The following is a 22796-nucleotide window of genomic DNA, read 5'->3' as shown; positions in this document are numbered from 1 at the left end:
GATACTCAGAACGGCACATCATCATCGTAGTTTGGCATGGTCTGCGCGAACTGATCATAATCTGCCCCAGCCGACGGAGCAGAACCTTCAGCACCGGCACGCTCAATACGCCATGCCTGCAGGCTGGTAAAGCATTTTTCCGGGTTACCCGGCTTGGCCCACAGACGACCGGACAGATTGAAATGCACCACCACCTCTTCGCCAACGCGGTAAGCATCCATCAGCGCACACTTATCTTTCAGAAGCTCCAGTGCGACGTAATTAGGGTACTCCGGCTTCTCGCCATCGCCGGTCAGCTTGATCACAAACTCACGTTTGGTAAAACCATTGGCACCGTAAGAACGGGTTTCGTCGATGGAATGGATGATTCCCTGAGCTTCGAAGTTTTTGGACATGTTACCTTCCTTAATCAATTTGACGCCCATTGTAGGGATGCCGGCAAGCGGTAACAACCTGTCTTAATCCAGACTTTCCAACAGCTTCAGCATCGCCCGATCCGGCCAGAGCATCCCCTTGCCTTTGATATTACGCGGCGTATCCGACAGCCAGGCACCAACGCTGTAGCCTGCGACGTCAGCTAAATCGACCGACTCATCCTCCAGCATGCATTCAACCTCAAACTTCACCCGGTTAAGGGTGCCCTGCACCGAACGGTTGCACTGAGTATCAACCTGCAACGGGCGCAGGCACTACTGCGCTGTGGTCATATGACGATCATCTGCCCCGCACTTCAGCAAGGTGTTCATAAATACATAGATAAAAAGATCATTCAGCTCAGCAAAATCAGGCTTGGTTAACGCCGGCAGAAACAACGAGAAACGTGTTTCGTCATGAACAAAAAACACACAGTCATAACCATCAAAATCGACCAGATGGCCGTGCCAGCCGCTTAACGGATTATTATCAAGCGCTGCTTGTTGATACAGAGAATGTGTATTAGGAGTCAGATAAAGCATACCGTCTTCGTTCAGCGGCAGCTTTTCAAACAGCTTGTTTGAGGCGTGGAGGCGGATCATTAAATTAGCCTTAACAAAAGCATCACGCCGAAAAGCGCGGGTAGCAAAACAGTATCAGGCAAGGCGGCAAAGCAGCTAACAACGTTATCCAGCCGTACCGTATAACCGAGCCCCCATATCTCCCTGACCTACAGGACGTACTTCTTTATTAGAAAATCCAATACAATGAAACGATACGGTATCAGGAAAGCTGCTTATAACATCAAGGGACTTGATATTTATAGCCGCACATACAAAATGAATATTTGTTACTCCGGCAGATAATAAGGCCTTGATAACTTCCGAAGCAGTACTTCCGGCATCAACGACCGAATCAATAACAACGACAGTCTTTCCTATACACTCGTTATAATCACCTCCTCCGAATTCAATCAAAACTTCATCAGTACCACTGAAAAATCCATACCCAAGAAACCGGCCAGACCTTGGAACGATAACCCCGGAACATACAGAAACATCGATACCTGTTTTATGTTCAAAGCCTTCCCGCATAATAAGTCCAAGGCGATAATGCATCGCTCTTAGCTCCGAGGGCTTCAGTCTGGAGTTGAATTGCTCAAGATACAGAGTGCGTAACCTGGCGCTTGAAGAAATGTAGTATTTATTGAGCCACGCGATGTCATCAAACGACGCAAGGCTGTAACCATCATTAAAAATTACGCCAAAATCTATATTATTTTTAATAGCATGCGACTCCGCAGACACAAACTCGTTCTCAGCCCACGCCTGGAGAGCATCAACGGTATAGTCCGGTCTTTTTCTTGACTCTCTATCGTTATCTCTCCCAATATTTGAAATAACAACGCCCGACAGACAATGAACATATACTAAACCGTTCGCCACACCATTATTAGCATCTGGCATAGCATGCAAATACCCTCCTTGAGAATCAGGAAAAAGTATATGCCCATCAAGAAATGAAATTTCAAACATACTCTTATATGCCCGCAGAGATCCATGAAAATCACGTACTAAAATATCTCTGTCATACGTGTCGAGGCTATTAAAGTGCTTATAATCCGGAATACCATTCGCCTGAATAAATTTTAGCAAGCACTCCGACGTTTTCACATGAGCATACGAGGCGCCTGCCTCTGCTAAATATCCACATACCCTGGATTTTCCGGAACCATGAATACCAACAAGATAAAAAATACTACCCTGAGTCATAATACTTGCAACCTCAGATACTTCTTCGCCTTAACCAGAATTTTGTCAATATCAGAGTCCAGTTGTACAGCAACCGGTATATTTGAAGAAGCCCCAACAGTCGGACACGAATAACAAGACTCTTTTGGTTTAACCGACATCAGGTAGGAGCGAACATCTTCCGCGCTGAGATAACCAGTCAACAACAACCCCTGATGATCCTGCAACTTCTTTGCAATCCTTGAGCAGGAGAAAAGCCGACCTCGCTCAAGGGTTACGTCATAGCTCCGGTAAAAGCAGGTTTTCCAGTGCTGCTCTACAACAACAGGATCATTTGATCTATCTCCCATAAGATCATCCCAGAAATCTTTGCGCCTAAAATAGCACTCACCTTCAAAACCAGATAATTTTAAATAATGAAGCCAAAGTCCCTCGAACTCATCGTCATATACATAATCACTGACGACAAAGCGATCCAGTTCTTTTAGAACATTCGCATTTATGCCTCTAGGGTATAAACCATTAGTAACAAGCTCAATTTCGTCGCATACATTAATCTTTCTTAGCTGAAGGATGAATTCAGCAAGTCCTTCAACTAAAGCGGCTTCCCCACCGACAAGTACAATACGCTTAACACGAACCCCCGCAGCACCTAAAATTTCCAAAGAATTCAAATGATGACGAACACCTTGACTGTCGAATGGTAATGCCTGATTTGGAACAGCAAATCCACATCCTACGCAAGTCAAATTACAAACGTTTGTTAAGGAGATTTCCAACTCTCTGATCAAATACCCTGCTTCATCAAAATATGGCTTGGCCGGTTTCTTTTCTCTTTCTGATGAGTTATTACCAAGGCTATTTATGCCAGACTTCATCTCATATCCCTGTACATTTTGAATTTATTTCCTGATACCTATCAGTATCAAACCGCCCACTCTTCCGCCAGCGCTTCGGCCTGCTGCAAGCACAGATCAACCGCTTCGTCGGATTTATCCGGCGGGTATTTCCAGCGGCGCAGAGCGCGACGAACAAGATTACGCAGCCGGGCACGTACGCTTTCACGCTCATACCAGTCTACCGTCACCGATTTACGCAGCTCTGCCGTTACAAATTTAGCCAGTTCACGCAGATTGTTGTCACCCAGCTCACGCACGGCAGCTTCGTTCTGAATCAGCGCGCGGTAGAACGCGATTTCATCCGCATTAAGCCCGGACTTCTCTGCTAATTCAGCATCGACTGCCATATCTCGTGCCATATTAATCAGTTCTTCGATCACCTGAGCGGTTTCGATAGCGCGGTTATGGTACTTACGCAGGGTTTCCATAATCCGGTCGGAGTATTTCTTCTCCGACACCTTATCCGTACGCATTCTGGCTTTAACTTCGTCTTTCAGCAGTTTTTCCAACAGCTCGACGGCGAGGTTTTTTTGCTCCAGCTGGGCAACATCTTCCAGAAACTCCGGTGATAATAAGCCGATATTCGGCTTATCCAGTCCAACCATGGCGAAAATATCATCGACGCCGTCGGCAATAATGGCATTATCGATAATCTGCCTGAGCGCTGAATTTGTCTCATCGTCATTCATGCGCCGGTCAACACTGGCGTTTTTCATCCAGGCTTTTTTGACGGCGGCAAAGAAAGCCACTTCGGCTTTATAAGACAAGGCTTCGTCTAACGTACTGCATAACGCAAAGGCTTTACTCAGGCGCGCCATCACATCAAAGAAACGCCGCTTACCATCCAGCTTATTATCCGGGCCGACCAGACCGGCCAGATGGCCAATCACACCGGGCAATAAACGCAGAGCAACCGTGCCACCTTCATGGAAACGGGAATAATCAAAGCCGTGCATCAGGCCATGCAGCTTATCCAGTTCTTCCAGAAAAACGGAAAAGGCCTCTGCGGTATCGACCGTCGGCTTGCCACGCCCCTTTGAGTCGGTATAGGTCTTCAGTGCCTGCTTTAACTCGTTGGCAATGCCAATGTAGTCCACCACCAGACCGCCCGGCTTGTCTTTGAACACGCGGTTTACCCGGGCAATGGCCTGCATCAGGTTGTGGCCTTTCATCGGCTTATCGATATACATAGTGTGGCAGTTGGGGGCGTCGAAGCCGGTCAGCCACATATCGCGCACAATCACCAGTTGCAGCGGGTCGTTGACGTCTTTAAAGCGTTTTTCAAACAGCTTTTTAATGTCTTTGCTGTAGATATGGGGTTGCAGCTTGGCTTTATCGGCAGCGGAACCCGTCATCACAATTTTAATCGCGCCTTTATGCGGATCTGCTAGTTCACCTAATGGAGCGCCGTGCCACTCTGGCTTTAACGCTACGATGGCATCGTATAAATCAACACAGATTTCACGGCTCATGGCCACTATCATGCCCTTGCCTGGCATGCTGGCCGTGCGGGTTTCAAAGTGCTGCACCAGATCAGCAGCTATCTGTTCGACTCTGGGCTTACTGCCTACCAGCTTTTCCAGCGCCGCCCATTTGGATTTGGTTTTCTCCCGTAATGCCGTGCCTTCGTCATCGTCACCGGCGTCTTCCAGCACTTCATCGACTTCGGCGTTCAGCTGCTCAATGTCCTGCTGGTTAATATCCAGCCTGGCAAGGCGCGATTCGTAATAAATAGGCACCGTCGCGCCGTCTTCCACCGCATCCTGAATGTCGTACACCGACACATAGTCGCCAAACACGGCGCGGGTATCTTTATCGGCGCTGTCGATCGGCGTGCCGGTAAAACCAATAAAGGACGCCAGCGGCAGCGCATCGCGCAGGTGCTTGGAATAGCCATAGGTAAACTGGCCGGACTTCTCATTGAATTTGGCTTTATCGCCATATTGGCTGCGGTGCGCTTCGTCGCTGATCACCACAATGTTATGGCGGCTGCTGAGCACCGGGTGAGTATTTTCCTCGCCCAACAGAGCAAATTTCTGGATGGTGGTAAACACAATACCACCGGCCTGACGGCTGGAAAGAATATCCCGCAGTGTATCGCGGCTGTCGGCCTGCACCGGGGTTTGTTTCAGGATATCTGCGGCCATGCTGAAGGTATTGAATAACTGGCCGTCCAGATCATTGCGGTCAGTAACCACCACCAGCGTTGGATTATTCATTTCCGGTTGCGCCAGCAATTTAGCCGCGTAACACACCATAGAAATCGACTTACCACTGCCTTGCGTATGCCACACCACCCCCGCTTTACCGGAACCCGGCTCAACCCTCTTATGATAATCGGCACGCTCTTCCGATACCTGTGCGCGCTTGTTGGCGGCGATTAAAGTTGCCTGCACCGCTGCCCGCACCGCATGAAACTGATGGTAGCCGGCCATTTTTTTAATGGTGCGGTCACCGGACTGCTCGAACAGCTGGAAAAAACGCAGATAATCCAACAGCAGTTCCGGGTTAAAAAAGCCCTTCACCAGGGTTTCCAGCTGGTATTCCCACGCGGGCTTATCGCTTTCGTCTTTTACCGTACGCCAGATCATAAAACGCTCGCGGCTGGCAGTAAGGGTGCCTATACGGGCATCCCAGCCATCGGAAATGACCAGCGCTTCGTTAAAAACAAACAGATCGGGAATTTCATCTTTATAGGTTTGCAGCTGATCGTAGGCTTTTAAAATATCGGCGTGGTTATCCGCCGGGTTCTTCAGCTCAATGACGGCCAGCGGCAGGCCGTTAATAAACACCACCACATCCGGGCGACGCAGACCTTTGCTGCCGGTAATGGAAAACTGGTTGACCACCAGAAACTGGTTGTTTTGCACACTGACAAAGTCGATCAGGCGGGCGTAATCGTGCTTTTCTTCGCCATTGTCGCGGTATTCCACCTTAACGCCTTCCAGCAACCACTGATGAAAGGTTTTATTGGCGTTAATCAGCACCGGGCTGTCGGGCTTGGCCACCTGCGCGACTACTTGTTCCAGCGTTGCCAGCGGAATGTGCGGATTAATGCGCTGCAACTGCTGCAATAAACGCCCTTCCAGCACCACGCCGCGGTAATCGCGCCTTTCCGGCGTGTCGCCATCCGGCGCAATGTCCAGTCCATAGGCGTATTGGTAGCCGGCTTCTTTAAACCAGTCGATGCACAGCTGCTCCAGTTGGTCTTCGGTGATCAAACTTCCGCACTCCTTGCAATATGAAAACGCTTTACGTTCTTACAGTGCTGCACTCTTCGAAATTGGTTAATCGCTGACAGGTTAATATCAGAGCCTCTATATTGTCGACGACCTGCTTTCAACAACTGACCTGTCCAATATGTTGCTGAACGTCTGAGCACAGGCTGCGACATGAGCTCTTTTAGCTAATTCATCATTCAATTTATAAATAAAAAACATCAGCGTTAAAATGCCAAAAATGCCAACCAAAGACATTTGCCAACCGCCCAGATCTTCCGAAATCTTTGATGTAAATAAACCAAAAAATAAGCCTGTCATCCCTGAAACACCTGCAATAAAACTTGCGCGAACATTGGAATACCCTGGCTGGGCAGCCAGCCCTTTCTGATACGATGCGATTGCATCGCCGGATATCTGGCGCTCAAGAATATCCGCGGCGACCAGAACAGTGGTGTCCCGTTCTATGTTGCTTAACTCTACCGTCAGCCTTGAAATCTCTTGATTGAAACGGCTCTGATTACTAAAGATGTAACTCCTGAAACCGGAAAAAGGCCTAACTGCCTCGCGTCTGGCACAGTACTCGTGAAAACGCCGATTAAAAACTTCAAACTCTTCTTCAAACACAATCAATCCTCCCTTACTGATTATTATTCTTCACCTGAATCCAGGCATCGATCAATGGTTGTTTGATAACCTGTTCAAAGCGGCTCATCTTATCCACCAGCCATTGACTCATAGCAGGCCAGCTGTCCGGGTTGTAGCCATCGAAGCTCTGGGCAACCGATATCCGGCTGGATTTTTTGCCATCCAGCCGCTGCCAGTTAAACGGCTGACCAAAGGCTGTTTCCAGTGCCGCTTTTTGCTCTGCCAGAATATCAAACAGGGCTTTGTTATCTTCTGCCGGTGTGCGGGCCAGCCAGAGTTCTATACGGGCTTCTTTCTGGGCGAAGATAATGTTGTACACCACACCGGAAATCCCGGAACCGGCACTGAGCCAGTGGTCCCGCCCAGGGCTGATATTGTTATACAAGGCGCAGTCGCTGTGGCGGAAGGCTTCCAGCGCCTGCTCCCAGAAGGCCGTGCGCACTTTATGCCGCTGCTTGACTTCGGTATCGGTATTTTTCTCTTCGGCTTCTTTAGCCGAGATACCAATCATCAGTTCTTTGGCTTCCGGCGTGGGGATAATCTGTTCGATGTTTAAATACAGCTCGTTGCCATCGCTGAACGGCGTGGTTTTAAAACACTGCACCTGAATACCGTAGCCCAGCAGCCATAACGCGGTGCTGGTCACTTCTTTGCGGAAATTCGCCGCCACCATCATCAGGCGCTGACTGTTGCCCTTATTGAGTTTGAGTTCCTCCATATCTTCCACACCGAAGAACTCACACAGCAGGCTGCTGGCATCACCACCGCCCTCATAGCGGTTTAAATAGCGCTGATAAATCTCGATGATCTGTAGCTTACTTAAACTGGAGCAATACGACGCGTATTTCAGCGTTTGCCACACCACATCGCGACCGGTGTCGTCGAGTTTATTTTCGATAATCACCAGATTGCCGTCTTTATCCAGAGCCAGCAGATCTAAACGCTCGCGCGTATCATCAAAGCCGTCAAACTCCTTCTGGATAATCAACAGCTCTTCGCCCAGCGCCTCAGGCGCATTAGCCAGCCACTCCTGCAGATGATGGCGCTCGGTAAAGTTCAGTTCACTGAACTTGCGTGGCTGCAAAGGCTGAATACGGTTCTGACTGCGGTCGATTTTATACATGGGTGGCACCGGGTTCGGCGGCGTGATCCGCCAGATCAGTTAAGGCAGAAATATCGAGTTCGCCGGAGAGGAGCTTAGGAAGGAGTGAATTACGTAAATGCGTTAATGTAGAGATTTGATCACCATTCCTTTTAGCTAACTGTAAATAGCTTTCAGAAAAGGCACCAAACTCCATCATCAGAGCTTTGGGATAAACGACCCAGTTTTTTTCAGCCAATGCCTTTGCATCAGCCCTTTGTCGACCACTTGTTCCTGTCATTGATTGAATTGCAACTTGCCGAAAGTTAGAGTCTCTGGCTAGAAGATAACCTAGTGAGTACGGATACCCATCTTTCGGCCTAATCACGATAAACTCAGTCGAGCCCCAGCCAACTTCATCGTCATTCAGGAAGTCCACAAAAGCAGTTTTCCCATTTTCAAGGCACGGCGTTATTCTTGCTAAAAGAGTATCACCGTTTATAAATTTAGAGCCACTTCCCATTTCCCGAAAAACAACCTCATCCGCCAGATGCCCTGAAGTCGGAACATTTTTCATATCGAGATATGGAGCCAAGGAACCCTTTTTCAGCGATCGCTTTGGATTGAATTCCAACATATCTCCGATAGCTCCAATCGCCCACCCCTTCGGGATTTCACCGAGTTCGGATTCGATCAGCTCGTCGGGGAACAGGCTGGCGGTGTGGTACAGGCGCTGGTAGTCGGCGGCGGGCATGGCGTCGAGGTCGGCGTCGGTTTTGCCGCTGATGGCGCACATAGCAGCGCGGTTTATAAAGATTTCAAGGTCGGCCTGCTCTGCAGGCGATAGCACTGCCGGGAATTGTGCTGCCGGAGATTGCGCGGCGTCGGCGGCGGTTTCGTTACTGGCCTTTTTAGCAGCTTGGTTGGAGGCCTGATTGCTAACCTGGGCGAACGGTTGAGCAGCGCTGGCCGCTGCCTCGAATGGCGGCGCATCGGCGTGCGGCTGGGCCTGATCTGCCTGCCGGGTCAGCCAGTTTTCTCGGGCACTAATTTTGGCTTTTACCGGGTCGAAATCGACAAACCAAGACTGGAAAATGGCCTGCGCCATTTGTTCGAGGGTTTGGTTGATCTGGCGGTTTAAATCAACTTTCCGATCAAGAGCTGAAAGTACAGAAGAAATGAGTCTTTGTTCAACCAATGACGGTAACAAGAATTGAAATTCGCCTAACTTTTTTATAGGTAATCGAGCCTGATTAGCACTGCCTCCCGCATTGTTCGCTGCATACAATGCAAAATCTTCAAGCTTCAATCGATAAAATAGAAATTCTTGGTTCAGAAAATCGGATAACGGCAGAACACAACATGTATTCTGATTCTGCAGAGCTCCGGATGCTCCAAAGGGTACTCTAACAACTTTGCCAACAACAGATGTCCAATTAGGGGGCCACGAGCCCACTGTCGCGACTACTACATTACCTTCTTTTAAAACATGAGATTTCCAACATGCAGCGTGACTAGATTCTACTTTTTTACACGCGGATAAATCTATTGAATCCTGAGTAAAATCAGAAACACGCGCCAGAGGAATACCTGATTCACTAAAGAAATCCTGTTTTATTCCTGCGCCATTCCTAAGTACGGCAACTGAATCTAATCGAACTTGAGTCCACTTACTCACCATAACCCAACCCCGCCAGATTCTTTTTAATCTCAGCTTCCAAGCGGGCGCTTTCGGCAAACTGTTCTCCCAGCTGCTGGGTTAAGCGGGCCATTTTGTCGGCAAAGGGTTCGCCGTCGTCTTCCTGTTCTTCGGCACCGACATAACGGCCGGGTGTGAGCACATAATCGTGCTTGTGGATTTCATCGAGTTTCACCGCTTTGCAGAAGCCGGGAATATCCGCGTAGGCGTTGCCCTTATCCTGTTCGGCGTCTCCCGTCTCCCGTCCAGCGTCTTGCAAGCCAACGGTCTGCCACGCATGAAACGTCTCGGTAATCCTGGCAATATCCTCCGCCGTAAAATCGCGCAGTACGCGGTCTTTCATATAGCCCAGATTGCGCGCATCAATAAACAGTACTTCATTTTCGCGTTTGCGTAACTGGCGACCAGAGGCGGATACGCGGGCCTGTTTGTTTTTGGTTAAAAACCAGATGCAGGCGGGTATCTGGGTGTTGGTGAATAACTGGCCGGGCAGCGCCACCATGCACTCCACCAAATCTTCTTCAATAAGGCGTTTACGAATAGCGCCTTCGTTGTTGGTGTTGGAGCTCATGGAGCCGTTGGCGAGTAACAGGCCAAGGCTGCCGTTAGGAGCTAAATGCCAGAGCATGTGTTGCAGCCAGGCGAAGTTGGCGTTGCCGCTGGGCGGGCGGCCGTATTGCCAGCGCGGGTCGTGGTCGCTTACGCCTGCGTCCCACTCTTTCATGTTGAATGGCGGGTTGGCCATAACAAAATCGGCGCGTAAATCGGGGTGCTGGTCGTTGGTGTAGGTGCTGGCGGGTTCTTTGCCGAAGTTAAAATCCAGCCCACGGATGGCCATGTTCATGGCGGCCAGCTGCCAGGTGGTATGGTTGTATTCCTGCCCGTAAATGGAAATATCGCCCACTTTGCCGGCGTGTTCGCGGATGAATTTTTCGGATTGTACAAAAAATCCGCCGCTACCCATGGCCGGGTCGTACACGCGGCCTTTAAAGGGTTCGAGCATTTCGACGATGAGCGACACGATGGATTTGGGCGTGTAGAACTGACCGCCCTTTTTGCCTTCGGCCAAGGCGAACTGACCTAAAAAGTATTCGTAGATATGGCCAAGAATATCTTTGCTGTTTAAGCCTGCTCCGGTGAAAGGAATAGTCGCAATCAAGTCGATGAGTTCGGCCAGTTTGGCCTGGTCGATCTGTAATTGGGTGTAGCGCTTGTTGAGTACACCTTTGAGTTTGGGGTTGTCGCGTTCGATGGCTTCCAGCGCGTTGTCGATGAGCATGCCGACGCTGCGGATGCGTTTACCATCGACATCCAGCTCGCCACCGATGACGGTTTTGTTGTTGTCCTGCAGGAAATGCCAGCGTGCTTCCTGTGGCACCCAGAAGACATTGGCTTCCTGGTAGTAGTCGCGCTGTTCCAGCTCGATGGCCACTTCTTCGGCATATTCAGGGTTTTCCGCACCGCCAAAGTCGTCGGGATTAAGGAAGTATTCGTGATCCGGGGTCAGAAACTGGGCTTTGAGTTCGTTGCGCCGGGTGTCGAAAGCATCGGATACATATTTAAGGAAGATGATGCCAAGTACGGCGTGTTTGTATTGGGCGGCATCGAGGGTGGAGCGCAGCTTGTCGGCGGCGGTCCAGAGCTTCTTTTCCAGCTCGTTGAGAAATTTCTGTTCTTCCTGATGGGTCATGTCTGTCTCGTCAGCGTTTATAAGGTCGGTAAATCACGACCGGATTAAGTGCCACTACTGCTTTGCTGTAGCAATAAAACTCTGCGGCAGCATGGTGGCGGATTATAACGGCTGTTTTCTCAGTGCCTACCGCTGCAGCCTGCCACGCCAAAACTGGGTACAGGCCGGGTAAACTGAGGAAAGACCGGAGGAAGGGATATGCAGATAAAACAAAGCCTTCCCTGACAGCAGTGTTGTCTTTTTTTGACCAGTCGCGACGATAATAACTTTTTTGTGATTAGTAAATATCCGTACCAACGTACAGCCGCTGTCAGTACGGCAGCACGTGGCCATCCCAGTGCAGCAGGTGGCCGTGCTGCTCTGGTTGTAAATTAAGCAATACGTCGCTGATGCGCTGCGCGGTTTGTTGCGGGGTGTAGAGTTTGCCGGCGGCGATATTCTGCTGAAACGGTGCCGACAGGCTGGTGTTGGTGGTGCCGGGGTGTACGGCGGCAACCAGGCAGTTCGGCGCTTTGCGCTGCCATTCTATGCTGAGGTTTTTTATAAACATATTGAGCGCGGCTTTGCTCATGCGGTAGCTGTACCAGCCGCCCAGCTGGTTGTCGCTGATGCTGCCGACCATCGCCGATAACGATAACCAGCGCAGCTGGCTGTCGCGTTTAATAAAGGGAGCCAGTGCCTGAGCGGTGTGAATATGGCTTATCACGTTGCTTTGCAGACTGTGCTGCAGCCAGTCGGCACTGAGTTCTTGCAGGGATTTTTCCGGGCCGTTTTGCTGGTTATGGAGTATGCCGTTGCAGACGATCACAGCATCGGGTGTGCCTTCACGGCGGATAAAGGCCTGCAGCTCGGCCACGCTGTGCGGCTCGCGGGTATCGGTCTGGCAATGGGCGCTGGCGGCGGAGTCTGGCCCGCGACCACTGCTGATCAAGCGCACGGTCTGGGCGGTCTGGTGTTGTGCCTGGCCCTGACTCTGGCCCTGATTCTGGCTCTGCCAGCGCTCAATTAAGGCTTTGGCAATTTCGCTGCCGCTACCGGCAATCCACAATGTGCGCATGTTATGTCCTTTTTTATTTCTTTTTGCGGTTTAAAGCGGGCTGCTGCATTGCATTCAACCGGCAGCGACTCTACCTTATTGGAAACAGACAAACAGAGTAAGGAACATCCGCATGATTAAGGTGATTATCGAGCGCAATATTGCCGAGGGTATGGAATCTACCTATGAGCAGATTATGAAAACCATGCTGCGCACGATGGTTGAAGCACCGGGCTATACCTCCGGTGTTAACTATATCGATATGAAAAACAGCGCCCACCGGGTGATTATCACCACCTGGCAGAGCGAACAGGCGTGGGATATGTGGAAGCATACCGAGCAGCGCGCGGCACTGCTGGCGGCGATTAAACCGATCCTGGTGGATGAAGAGAAAATTACCCTGCTGACGGTGTAATGAACGATCTGTTTTTGTTCTGACATGCCTGGCCTGACAGCCAGCAGTGACACAGAGAGCAACCAGCAATGCCCGCCCTGTTTTCAGGGCGGGCATTGTTGTTTTAGGCGTTGTTGTTTTAAAAGCCGCACTCTGCGAAAGCGAGAATTTTTGAGGAATGAAGCGAGTGAGATGACGCGGCGAATGACCTTTGTGGAATAACACCTGTGGGAACGACTTTCAGTCGTGATGTTAGTTATGACGGCAAAAATGCCGTTCCCGCTGCAGTAATTTCGCGGGCATGGCCCGCTCCTACGGGAATGGCGACATTTTCAGATATACGCGGCGTTTCATTTCGCGGGCATGGCCCGCTCCTACGGGAAAGGCGACATTTTCAGATATGCGCGGCGTTTCATTTCGCGGGCGGTTTGCGATCGCGGCAAAATGCCGCTCCCACTCCAATAATTCCGATGCCTGGGGAATGACATCTGTGGGAACGACTTTCAGTCGTGATGTTGGATGTTGGTCATCGCGGCAAAATGCCGTTCCCACAAACAATAGGGTTTTAACTATGTTCAATAGACGTCTTTACGGTAACGCCCCTGCTGTTGCAGGCGCTCTATTGCACGTTTACCGAGCCATTGTTGCAGCAGCTGGTCGATATCGCTGGCCATGCCATCACGACTGCCGCAGATATAAATCGCTGCGCCTTGTTTCAGCCATTGCCGCAGGCGTTTTTGTTCACGCTGCAGCGCATGTTGCACATAGCCGCGGTGGCTTCGTCCACACAGCGCGGGCAGTTCTGCAGCGCCGGAGGCGCGCGAGTAACAGCGGTCGAGTTCGGTGAGTACGCCACTCTGATACCAGTGGTCGAGTTCCTGCTGCCAGATGCGGTCATGTTCCGGGCTGCGTTCACCAAACAGCAACCAGCAAGGGGCTTGTGAGTTTTGCAGGCTGCGCTGTTTAAGGTGGGCACGCAGTCCGGCCAGGCCGGTGCCATTGCCGATCAGTATCAGTGGTACAGCCGTTGACGGTGCATGAAAAGCAGGGTTACTGCGTACGCTGAACCGGCTTGTGCTGCCGGGCTGCCATTGCTGGCACAACCAGCCGGAGCCCAGTCCGGGTTCGCCGTTATCGTGGTGCTGTTCACGCACCAGCAGGCGCAGATGATTCTCTTCTGGCAGGCTGGCAATGCTGTAGTCGCGGTAACGGCCGGCCAGCCATAAGCGGGCAATATCTCCGGCCTGCCAGTGGCTGTGTTGCGGCTTACTCAGATGCAGTTCATACAAAGCAGCTCCCGGACTGCCGGGGTTTAACCACAGCCGTTGCTCCAGCGTCAGCTCTTCTGTTGCGGCGTGACTGTCTGCTACAGCGCCCGTCAGGGTGAATCCCTGTTCTGCCAGTTGCTGCTGCCATTGCTCAAGAGACTGGCGCTCAAGACGATTCACGCACAGTGGCGCAAACATCGGCTGCGCACCGGCCTGTTGCAGCTGTTTGTGCAGCTGCAGACCAAAAGCGCAGAACTGTGGGTAGTCGTCGTCGCCCAGCGCCAGCACCGCGTAGCGTACATCCTGCACAACATGCTGGCCCTGCCGCTGACTGTGCTGCAGACGGCGGAGAAAATGCTGGCCGTTGGCCGGCGCTTCACCATCGCCACAGGTGCTGGCAATGATCAGTAAGCGACGGCTGATGGCCAGTTGCTGCCGGCTCAGCTGGTTAAGAGGCAGCAGGCTAACTGCCTCACCACCCTGCTCTAACTGCTGCGCTAAATCCCCGGCCAGTGCGGCAGCCGTGCCGCCTTCGCTGGCATAGGCAACAAGGGTTACAGGCAAATCAGGATGAGCAGCGCAGCGGTTATGCCAGCGCTGCCGCAGGGAAGCGCGAAAACACCAGAGGGCGAGCAGGCACCAGCCAAGTATCAGCAGGCTGGCCTGCCCCCAGGGTTGCAGAGAGATCATGATCAGTCCGGCAGAACCTCAAGCACGGCCACATAGCTGCCGCTGCGTTCGGTGGCCGGTTTTTGCGCTTTATTGTCTTTGTATTCGGCTTCCAGAAAGTAACGTCCGGCACCGTTCCAGCGTACGGTGATTTCACCCTTGCTGTTGGTTTTGAGGGTGATTGCTTCCTGCGCATTGCGGTAGCGGGTGCCTTCGCGGATCAGGGTAACGTCGGCGCCCTGCGCGGCTTCACCGTCGATCAGAAAACGGAAGCTGGCCTCTTCACCGGCAAACAGATCGTTCGGATGCGTGACGGCCAACAGCTCCAGTCCCTGCCCGCTGACTGCCAGTGCGTTGCGGCTTGGCGCGCCCAGGGTGACAAAGGTTTCCATGCGGCGGGAGGCCTGCGATACCACTAATTTGTCGGCGTTTTCCGGGACAGCTTTGGCAAAACCTTCGGCGCTGTATTGCTCACCACGGCCCGGATACATGCGGCGCTGCCCGTCTTCTTCCCATAAGGCACGCAGACCGGATGAGGCGATAAACAGGCGATAGGTGCCTTCCTGTGTTAACGGCAGATCAAACACGCTGCGGTATTTGCCGGTGTGCAGATTTTCAACCTGACCGGCGCTGCCGTCGGGGTTAATGACCTGCACGCCAACGAAGCGGCCGGGGTTGTAGTTGGCGAGAAAAATATCGTTGGAAACCGCCGCATCAAAACTGACCCAGCGGTTTTCGCCGGACAGTACGGTTTCCTGCGGTACGATCCAGGCGCGGTGTGCCTGTACGGCCACACTGCCCAGCACCAACGCGGCGACAAAGAATGGTTTGAATGGGGTTTTATTCAACATGTTGGTGTCCTGTTCAGGGTTTAATGCTTACAGCCACAGCACCCAGCTCGGTGCTGCCGCTGGCGGTGAAAGTAGCGGTTTGGGTTAGCGGCCAGCTGAACGGAATATCGACCACTTCGCGCCCGCCCACTTCACGCGCGGCTTCTACCCGCAGGGTGTAATCACCTCCGGCCAGTTCATTCAGAGGCGCGGTGCCGAAGTGGAATTGCAGATGATGCTGACCCGGCCCCTTGGTCGCGCCGGTAACACCATCCACCGGCATCTGCAGTGTGCGGCCGCTGCGACGCCACCACTGGCGCATATCTTTCAGCCATTTTTCGCCTTCGTTATTGCGCATTTCTGCGTCGTACCAAACGGCCAGATTGGTGACGGCTCTGGTGCTGTTGTTTTCAATCCAGATGGCAACATAGGGTTTGTGATATTCAGCGACGTTCAGTTGCGGTATTTCGACCGCGAGGCTCAGCTCGGCGGCGCTTGCCGATTGCACACTCACGCATCGTGTTGCGGCCAGCAGCAACGCCGGCAGCAGCGAACGCGGTATCGGGTTCTTCATATTCATTCCTTTAATGCACGCTCAAAATAATGATCAGCAGCGGGATAACCACGCCCAGTGCCACCAACGGCCAGGTGGATGGGCGCTGGCGGGCGTAACGCACCAGCAGCCATAAACCGCTGAGTGAGAAAACCAGACACAGCAGCGAAAAAATATCGATAAACCATGACCACAGAGGGCCGGTATTGCGGCCTTTATGCAGGTCGTTCAGGTACGAAATCCAGCCGCGTTCGGTGCGTTCGTAAAGCAGCACTCCGCTGTCGGTTTCAATGCTCAGCCAGGCATCACCGCCGGGTCTGGGCATGCCCAGATACACTTCATTGCCCTGCCATTCGGCGTCCGCCGCAGGCACGCTGATGCCGTGTTCCTGCAGCAGCCACTGGCGCAGCGCCAGCGGTAACGGCCCGGCGCTGCGCCCGGACAGGGTTTTCAGCAAGGTGGCAGACAGCTCGGTTTCCAGCGTTACCGTCACCGGTTCAGCCTTGATGTCCGCCGCGTGGTTTAACGTGATGCCGGTAAAGGCAAACAGAATCATGCCCACCAGACAGAGGGCGGAGCTGATCCAGTGCCACTGGCGCAGGCTGCCAAAAACGATGCCCGATACAGGCAGGCGGGCAGATAAAGATCGGATCATCCGGGATACTTCACAGGCAGGGCTCAGACGGCGTTAGATGGGCAGCATTCTAGCAGTAAAGCCGCAAATACGAACAATTAGCATTAGCAAATTTACATTTCTATTCACTTATCACTTAATAAGATTTCTTACTTCCCGGCTGCGCCCAGAAGCCAGCGAAACAAACAACGGCACAAGCATACGGCCCCGAATGGGGCCGTGTGCTTACGCAGGTGGTGGCGGCAACAGCATCAGAAGCGGTAGTTCACGCCCAGCCACAGGTTGCGGCGTTTGTCTTTGTTGTTGTAATCGTCGATGTAGGTGATTTCACCGTCGTCATCGTAATCACCGTCGGCGGCATCACCCTCAACCCCATCCTGAAAACGGGTCTGATAAGTGGTGAAGTCTTCGTCCAGCAGGTTATTGATACGGCCGTTAACGCTCAGGTTGGCGCTGATTTCATACGACGCACCGAGGTGCAGTACGTTGTAGTTTTTGAAGTACAGCGCGTTGCCGTCTTCATCCACATCACGGAAACGTGACGAGCGGGTTTCGCTGGTCAGATAAACGTTGGCTTTGTCGCTGATGTCCCAGCCCAGCGTCAGGTTCGACATGTGCTTGGCACTGTTGGTCAGTGGCTGGCCTTGTTCATTACCGGACAGCTGTTTGCTGTCGGTGTAGGTGTAGTTGGCACGCAATGACAGCGCTTCACTCATTTGCCAGCGGGCCGCTACTTCAGCGCCGCGCACCAGCGCTTCGTCGATATTGATTTTCTGGCTGTAGGTGGTGTAGTTCAGCGTTTCGTACTCACCCAGATTCACACACGGCTTGGCGCCGTTGGTGCTGGCACAGGTTGGTACCCGGTCGCCGCTGGCGATCTTATCTTTGAACTTGTTATGGAAGGCGGTGATATTGAAGTTATGGCCACCTTCGGTCGCCTCCCAGTAGAGCGCCAACTCGCTGTTGACGCTTTTCTCCGGCTCCAGATCCGGGTTACCGGCAAACGGACTGGTGCCCTGCCCGCCAAAACCGGTGATGCCGTTAAACAAGTCGGTGGTTTTCGGGGTTTTATAACCAGTCGATACGCCACCTTTGACTGTCCAGCTCAGATCGAGGTTGTATACACCGTACAGGCGCGGGCTGACATTGCTGCCGAAGACATCGTGGTTGTCATAACGCACACCGGTGGTCAGGGTGAAATCATTCAGCATCGACCAGTTATTTTCAGCAAACAGCGAGTACATGGTGAAGTCGGAGGTTTCACTGCCGGCGTCACCGCCTTCCAGACCAAAGACTCCGTCTTCCAGCTCAGCAACAATCACCTGACCGCCAACCACGACCTGGTGGTGACCATAGAAATCGTTGACCGGCATATCGACTTTGGCATCCAGGGTGTACTGGCTGCTTTCCATGGTGCGTTTCGGGCGCGGCAGGAAGGTGTTTTGCGCGATGGTTTTGCGCTCATCTTCGCTCAGGCCGGCATAAGCACCGGTGCCGTCGTACATCTGTTGCAGCAGTTCACGCTCAGCCACCGAGAAAGGCACAGTACGGCCTTTGTTGGCGGTAGAAATATGCTGCAGCGACACCCAACTGCTGCCGAAGGACCATTCGCCTTCATGGGCAATGGCCCACTGGTCACGGGTGAATTCCTGATCTTTGGCATAACCGACCCGCGGCTGCACCTGACCACCGCGCACACGCCAGATGGTGTCGATGCTGTCGACGGTGCCCAGCGGGAAGCTGCCATCCGCCAGTGGTTTGTTGTCGTAGGTCTGTTTTGACTGATCAATATCCAGCGTCAGGGTCTGATTGGCGGCCGGTTTCCAGTTCACGCCAAAACCCAGATTGGTGTTGGTGTTATCGGTGGTTTTACCACCGGAACCAAAGCCCAGAGTGCGGGTGTGGCTGACACCAGCCGGGTCGGTTGCATCTTCATATTCAGGCTCTGACGCATCGCGCTGATAAAAACTGCCGCGCAGCTCAACACCCAGTACATCTTTGATCACCGGCCCCATCAGGCTGAAATCGGCGGTGGTGTCATTACCGTATTCGTCCTGCTCCTGGAATGAACGGCCGAGAGTGACAGAACCCGCCCATTCATCGGTAACTTTTTTGGTAATGATGTTAATCACACCACCCAGCGCATCGGCACCATAGAGGGTTGAAGCCGGGCCTCGGATAACTTCGATACGTTCAATCGCATCCAGTGGCGGAACATGGTTGAACTGATTACCACCGAAATTATTCGGGTAAATATCGCCATGGTTGTTCTGGCGGCGGCCATCGATCAGCAGCAGGGTGTAATCCGCTCCCATGCCACGGATACTGACCGAACCCTGGCCGGTTTTATCGCGGGTTTCACCAATATCCACACCTTCCAGTTCGCGCACGGCATCCAGCAGAGTCATATAAGGACGGGAGCGCAGATCTTCCTGAGTAATCACAGAAATACTGGCCGGTGCTTCAACGACCTTCTGCTCAAAACCAGCGGCTGATACCACCATTTTGCTGAGGTCTACCGGATTTTTTTCTGCCTGTTCCGCTTGCGCAGAAAAACCGGCCAAGGCAATCGCGGCTGGCAAAACGGCCTGGCGCCAGAGAGTCGGTCTGATCATTGTGCTATCCCCTGTTAAAACATGCTGGTCATAAATCAGGCTTTTCTGACAAGCCCATCAAAAACGCCGGCATGCTAACAAGAACAAAACACATTTACGAATAGTTTTTATTTAGATAAGAAATTAAATCTCATTTGTATTGTCTGGCCGGTTATTGCACCCGGGAACGAACAAAGGCCGCCACCGCTGCCGCAGCGTGCTGCATATGCTGCTCATGGCTATAGCCGGATTTTTTACGCGGTTTTAAGTCATGGTCGCCGTCTTCCAGCCACAACAACTGCAGTGCAGCATCAAGGGCATAGCCGTCCACTTCTTCTTTATCGCCCAATGCGTCACGCGTGCCCTGCACAATCAGCAGAGGTTGCTGCAACTGTTGCAGATGATCTGTGCGCAGCGACTCAGGTTTACCCGGCGGATGAAACGGATACCCCAGACAGGCGCAACCGCGGATATCGGTGCCGGCATTTTTCTCTGCGTCCTGCATTAATAAAGAAGCAACCCGCCCGCCCATGGATTTTCCGCCAATGATACAAGGACGATCCAACTGGCGGATTAATGCGCGGTAATCGTCCAGCAGTGCCGGCATACGCTGTGGCGGGCGGCGTTTACCATCGATGGCGCGCTGTTCCATATAAGGAAAATCAAAACGCACGACATAGATTTCCTGCGCGGCAATCAATTCTGCCATCCGTTGCATAAATTCGCTGTCACTGCCGGCACCGGCGCCATGGGCGAAAATAAATAACGGATCACGCGAATTACCATTTTCTGTGTATTTTTTGTTCATTTAAATTCCGTTCAGACATGGCCTTCAGGGAAAATTGTCGCATGACTTGCAATTGTATTTCCCGTCCCCAGTGCTTCTTGCGCTATATCAAGATTCACGGTTGCCACTTCCTTATGATTTGCTCAACCGTTATCAGGATAACTTACAGCTATTCTGTAGCGGCAGAGAGTGTGGGCTGTTTGCTGGAGCAAACCATCAGCACGATGGTGAGAGACGTTCTCAGTTAGCTGTTCATAAGCTCCATAAAAGCAGGATAACCTGCTGTAAAATCTGGTGTTTTTCCGGTGTTTGATTGCAAATAACAGCATCAAACACCATAATTGCGCCGATTTTTTTAACCCTCAATCCTCGCTGTTAAATGGAATCTGATCATGAGCACAGCATTTGACCATCCCGAGTACAACTACAAGGTGGTAAGACAATTTGCCATCATGACCGTAGTTTGGGGCATTGTTGGCATGGCGGTCGGTGTACTTATCGCTGCCCAGCTGGCTTGGCCTGCACTGAACTTTGATACGCCTTGGCTGTCTTTCGGTCGTTTACGTCCGCTGCACACCAATGCGGTTATTTTTGCTTTCGGTGGTTCTGCACTGTTTGCAACTTCTTACTACATTGTGCAGCGCACCTGCCGTACGCGTCTGTTCTCAGACACACTGGCAAGCTTCACCTTCTGGGGCTGGAATGCCGTGATCGTTGCAGCGGCTATTACTCTGCCAATGGGTCTGACCTCTACCAAGGAATACGCTGAGCTGGAATGGCCAATCGATATTCTGGTAACTCTGGTATGGGTTTCTTATGTTGTGAACTTCCTCGGCACGCTGGCTATCCGTAAAGAAAGCCACATCTATGTTGCCAACTGGTTCTTCGCAGCCTTCATGATCATGATTGCGATCCTGTACGTGGGTAACAACCTGGCCGTACCGGTATCCCTGACCAAATCTTACTCCATCTGGGCCGGTACTATTGATGCCATGATCCAGTGGTGGTGGGGCCATAACGCGGTAGGTTTCTTCCTGACTGCAGGCTTCCTGGGGATTATGTACTACTTCGTGCCTAAGCAGGCTGGCCGTCCGGTTTACTCTTACCGTCTGTCCATCGTGCACTTCTGGGCCCTGATCTCTATCTACGTATGGGCCGGTGCTCACCACCTGCACTACTCTGCTCTGCCTGACTGGGCTCAGACTTCCGGTATGGTTATGTCTCTGATCCTGCTGGCACCAAGCTGGGGCGGTATGATCAACGGTATGATGACGCTGTCTGGTGCATGGCACAAACTGCGTAACGACCCTATCCTGCGCTTCCTGGTTGTATCTCTGTCTTTCTACGGTATGTCTACCTTCGAAGGCCCGATGATGTCGATCAAGACCGTAAACGCGCTGTCTCACAACACTGACTGGACCATTGGTCACGTTCACTCCGGTGCTCTGGGCTGGGTTGCCATGGTATCTATCGGTGCTCTGTACCACCTGATCCCAATCATGTTCGGCCGCAAAGCCGGTGACATGCACTCCATCAAACTGATCAACGTTCACTTCTGGCTGTCCACCATTGGTACCGTACTGTACATCGCTGCGATGTGGGTAAACGGCATCATGCAGGGTCTGATGTGGCGTGCAGTTAACGCTGACGGCACCCTGACCTACAGCTTCGTTGAATCCGTAGAAGCCTCTCATGGCGGCTATGTGGTTCGTGTACTGGGTGGCGCACTGTTCCTGACCGGTATGCTGATCATGGCTTACAACGTGTTCATGACTGTTCGCGCGGCCAAGAAAGAAGCTGGCAACGCAGTCGCAGCACAGGCTTAAGGAGTACTGAAACATGATTAAGCACGACAATATTGAGAAAAGCCTGCCGTTGATGGTGGTGATGATTGTCATCGCACTGAGCTGGGGCGGCATGGCGGAAATTGTTCCACTGTTCTGGCATAACGACACCAACAAGCCGGTTGAAGGCCTGGAACCTTACACTGCTCTGCAGCTGGAAGGTCGTGACATCTACATCCGTGAAGGTTGCCACGTATGTCACACCCAGATGGTTCGTCCGTTCCGTGCAGAAACCGAGCGTTACGGCCCATACTCCACTGCTGGTGAATCGGTATACGAGCACCCGTTCCTGTGGGGTTCCAAGCGTACCGGTCCTGACCTGGCACGTGTTGGTGGCCGTTACTCTGATGAGTGGCACCGTGCACACATGTACAACCCACGTGACGTTGTACCTGAGTCCATCATGCCATCTTATCCATGGTTGTTTGAAGATAAGGTCGATGGCCGCCTGACTCCGAAGAAAATGGAAGCTCTGCGTATGGTCGGCGTACCGTACACCGATGCTGACATCGAAGGCGCCAAAGAGGCCGTTGATGGCAAACGTGAAATCGAAGCTCTGGTTGCTTATCTGCAGCACCTGGGCACTGTAGTCACTAAACGGTAAATCCCATGGATATTAACGACGTGCGCGGTTTGGGCAGCGTTTTCGCCCTGATAGCTTTTCTCGGCATACTCTGGTGGGCCTATGGCTCCAGCCGTAAAAAGCGTTTTGACAACGACGCTCAGATTCCATTTCTCGAAAACGAAGAAATGCCGGCGCACGACGATAAAGATCGGAGTAAATAAA

General features: G+C 52.2%; 19 protein-coding genes and 1 pseudogene. 4 read left to right on the top strand and 16 right to left on the bottom strand.

From position 1 onward, the window contains the following. Positions 1-5 precede the first annotated feature (5 nt). The 10 genes and pseudogenes from LGT44_RS01540 to LGT44_RS01490 all read right to left on the bottom strand — a co-directional run bounded on the left by LGT44_RS01540 (position 6) and on the right by LGT44_RS01490 (position 12457). Entirely contained in the window at positions 6-395 is a 390-nt protein-coding gene (locus LGT44_RS01540; RefSeq protein ID WP_145468309.1) for a DUF3127 domain-containing protein, read from the bottom strand. A 63-nt stretch (positions 396-458) separates the two neighbouring features. Next, a pseudogene (locus LGT44_RS20235) lies at positions 459-1016 on the bottom strand (DUF6933 domain-containing protein). Between the two features lie 84 nt (positions 1017-1100). Then, entirely contained in the window at positions 1101-2186 is a 1086-nt protein-coding gene (locus LGT44_RS01525) for an AAA family ATPase (protein ID WP_230330939.1), read from the bottom strand. Beyond that, positions 2183-3043: a radical SAM protein gene (locus tag LGT44_RS01520; protein WP_230330938.1), complete on the bottom strand. Its 861-nt coding sequence runs from the start codon at positions 3041-3043 to the stop codon at positions 2183-2185. The genes LGT44_RS01525 and LGT44_RS01520 overlap by 4 nt, the downstream gene beginning before the upstream one ends. Positions 3044-3090: 47 nt before the next feature. Next, positions 3091-6285 (bottom strand): type I restriction endonuclease subunit R, encoded by a 3195-nt coding sequence (locus tag LGT44_RS01515; RefSeq protein ID WP_230330937.1) that lies wholly within the window; start codon positions 6283-6285, stop codon positions 3091-3093. A gap of 96 nt (positions 6286-6381) precedes the next feature. After that, the gene (locus LGT44_RS01510; RefSeq protein ID WP_230330936.1) at positions 6382-6909 is read right to left on the bottom strand and encodes a hypothetical protein; all 528 of its coding nucleotides are present in this window, start codon (positions 6907-6909) and stop codon (positions 6382-6384) included. A 13-nt stretch (positions 6910-6922) separates the two neighbouring features. Further along, a complete protein-coding gene (locus tag LGT44_RS01505) occupies positions 6923-8053 on the bottom strand; it encodes a DUF4268 domain-containing protein (RefSeq protein ID WP_230330935.1) in 1131 nt (376 codons plus the stop codon). Then, positions 8046-9692 (bottom strand): restriction endonuclease subunit S, encoded by a 1647-nt coding sequence (locus tag LGT44_RS01500; RefSeq protein WP_230330934.1) that lies wholly within the window; start codon positions 9690-9692, stop codon positions 8046-8048. The genes LGT44_RS01505 and LGT44_RS01500 overlap by 8 nt, the downstream gene beginning before the upstream one ends. Further along, positions 9682-11400, bottom strand: coding sequence for a class I SAM-dependent DNA methyltransferase (locus tag LGT44_RS01495; RefSeq protein ID WP_230330933.1), 1719 nt, complete (start codon positions 11398-11400; stop codon positions 9682-9684). Before LGT44_RS01495 ends, LGT44_RS01500 begins: the two co-directional genes overlap by 11 nt. 310 nt (positions 11401-11710) lie before the next feature. Beyond that, complete coding sequence (locus LGT44_RS01490; RefSeq protein ID WP_230330932.1) at positions 11711-12457, bottom strand: SDR family NAD(P)-dependent oxidoreductase; 747 nt, start codon at positions 12455-12457, stop codon at positions 11711-11713. A 112-nt stretch (positions 12458-12569) separates the two neighbouring features. Between LGT44_RS01490 and LGT44_RS01485 the strand changes: the two genes are divergently transcribed. Then, positions 12570-12851, top strand: a complete 282-nt coding sequence (locus LGT44_RS01485; RefSeq protein ID WP_145468287.1) for an antibiotic biosynthesis monooxygenase family protein — start codon at positions 12570-12572, stop codon at positions 12849-12851. 554 nt (positions 12852-13405) lie between these two features. On the opposite strand, the gene LGT44_RS01480 is transcribed toward LGT44_RS01485, so the two are convergent. From LGT44_RS01480 to LGT44_RS01455, 6 genes are all read right to left on the bottom strand, one after another. After that, positions 13406-14788, bottom strand: a complete 1383-nt coding sequence (locus LGT44_RS01480; protein ID WP_230330931.1) for a sulfite reductase subunit alpha — start codon at positions 14786-14788, stop codon at positions 13406-13408. Between the two features lie 2 nt (positions 14789-14790). Further along, positions 14791-15618 (bottom strand): DUF4198 domain-containing protein, encoded by an 828-nt coding sequence (locus tag LGT44_RS01475; protein WP_230330930.1) that lies wholly within the window; start codon positions 15616-15618, stop codon positions 14791-14793. Positions 15619-15631: 13 nt separating this feature from the next. After that, complete coding sequence (locus LGT44_RS01470; protein WP_230330929.1) at positions 15632-16171, bottom strand: DUF2271 domain-containing protein; 540 nt, start codon at positions 16169-16171, stop codon at positions 15632-15634. Between the two features lie 10 nt (positions 16172-16181). Beyond that, positions 16182-16805: a PepSY-associated TM helix domain-containing protein gene (locus LGT44_RS01465; protein ID WP_230330928.1), complete on the bottom strand. Its 624-nt coding sequence runs from the start codon at positions 16803-16805 to the stop codon at positions 16182-16184. Positions 16806-17035: 230 nt separating this feature from the next. Beyond that, complete coding sequence (locus tag LGT44_RS01460) at positions 17036-19399, bottom strand: TonB-dependent receptor domain-containing protein (RefSeq protein WP_230330927.1); 2364 nt, start codon at positions 19397-19399, stop codon at positions 17036-17038. A 151-nt stretch (positions 19400-19550) separates the two neighbouring features. Next, complete coding sequence (locus LGT44_RS01455) at positions 19551-20186, bottom strand: alpha/beta fold hydrolase (RefSeq protein ID WP_230330926.1); 636 nt, start codon at positions 20184-20186, stop codon at positions 19551-19553. Between the two features lie 371 nt (positions 20187-20557). On the opposite strand from LGT44_RS01455, the gene ccoN reads away from it, so the two are divergent. From ccoN to LGT44_RS01440, 3 genes are read left to right on the top strand one after another with little or no spacing between them, the layout of a single operon-like run. Further along, entirely contained in the window at positions 20558-21991 is a 1434-nt protein-coding gene (gene ccoN, locus LGT44_RS01450) for a cytochrome-c oxidase, cbb3-type subunit I (protein ID WP_145468273.1), read from the top strand. Between the two features lie 16 nt (positions 21992-22007). Beyond that, a complete protein-coding gene (ccoO, locus tag LGT44_RS01445; RefSeq protein ID WP_222428554.1) occupies positions 22008-22613 on the top strand; it encodes a cytochrome-c oxidase, cbb3-type subunit II in 606 nt (201 codons plus the stop codon). Between the two features lie 5 nt (positions 22614-22618). After that, entirely contained in the window at positions 22619-22795 is a 177-nt protein-coding gene (locus LGT44_RS01440) for a cbb3-type cytochrome oxidase subunit 3 (protein ID WP_145468270.1), read from the top strand. Position 22796: the final 1 nt, after the last annotated feature.

This window comes from Thalassolituus alkanivorans (assembly GCF_020447205.1).
GTDB classification, from domain to species: domain Bacteria; phylum Pseudomonadota; class Gammaproteobacteria; order Pseudomonadales; family Oceanobacteraceae; genus Venatoribacter; species Venatoribacter alkanivorans.
The sequence above is the reverse complement of the archived record's forward strand: the minus strand, read 5'-3'. Positions and strand labels throughout refer to the sequence as shown.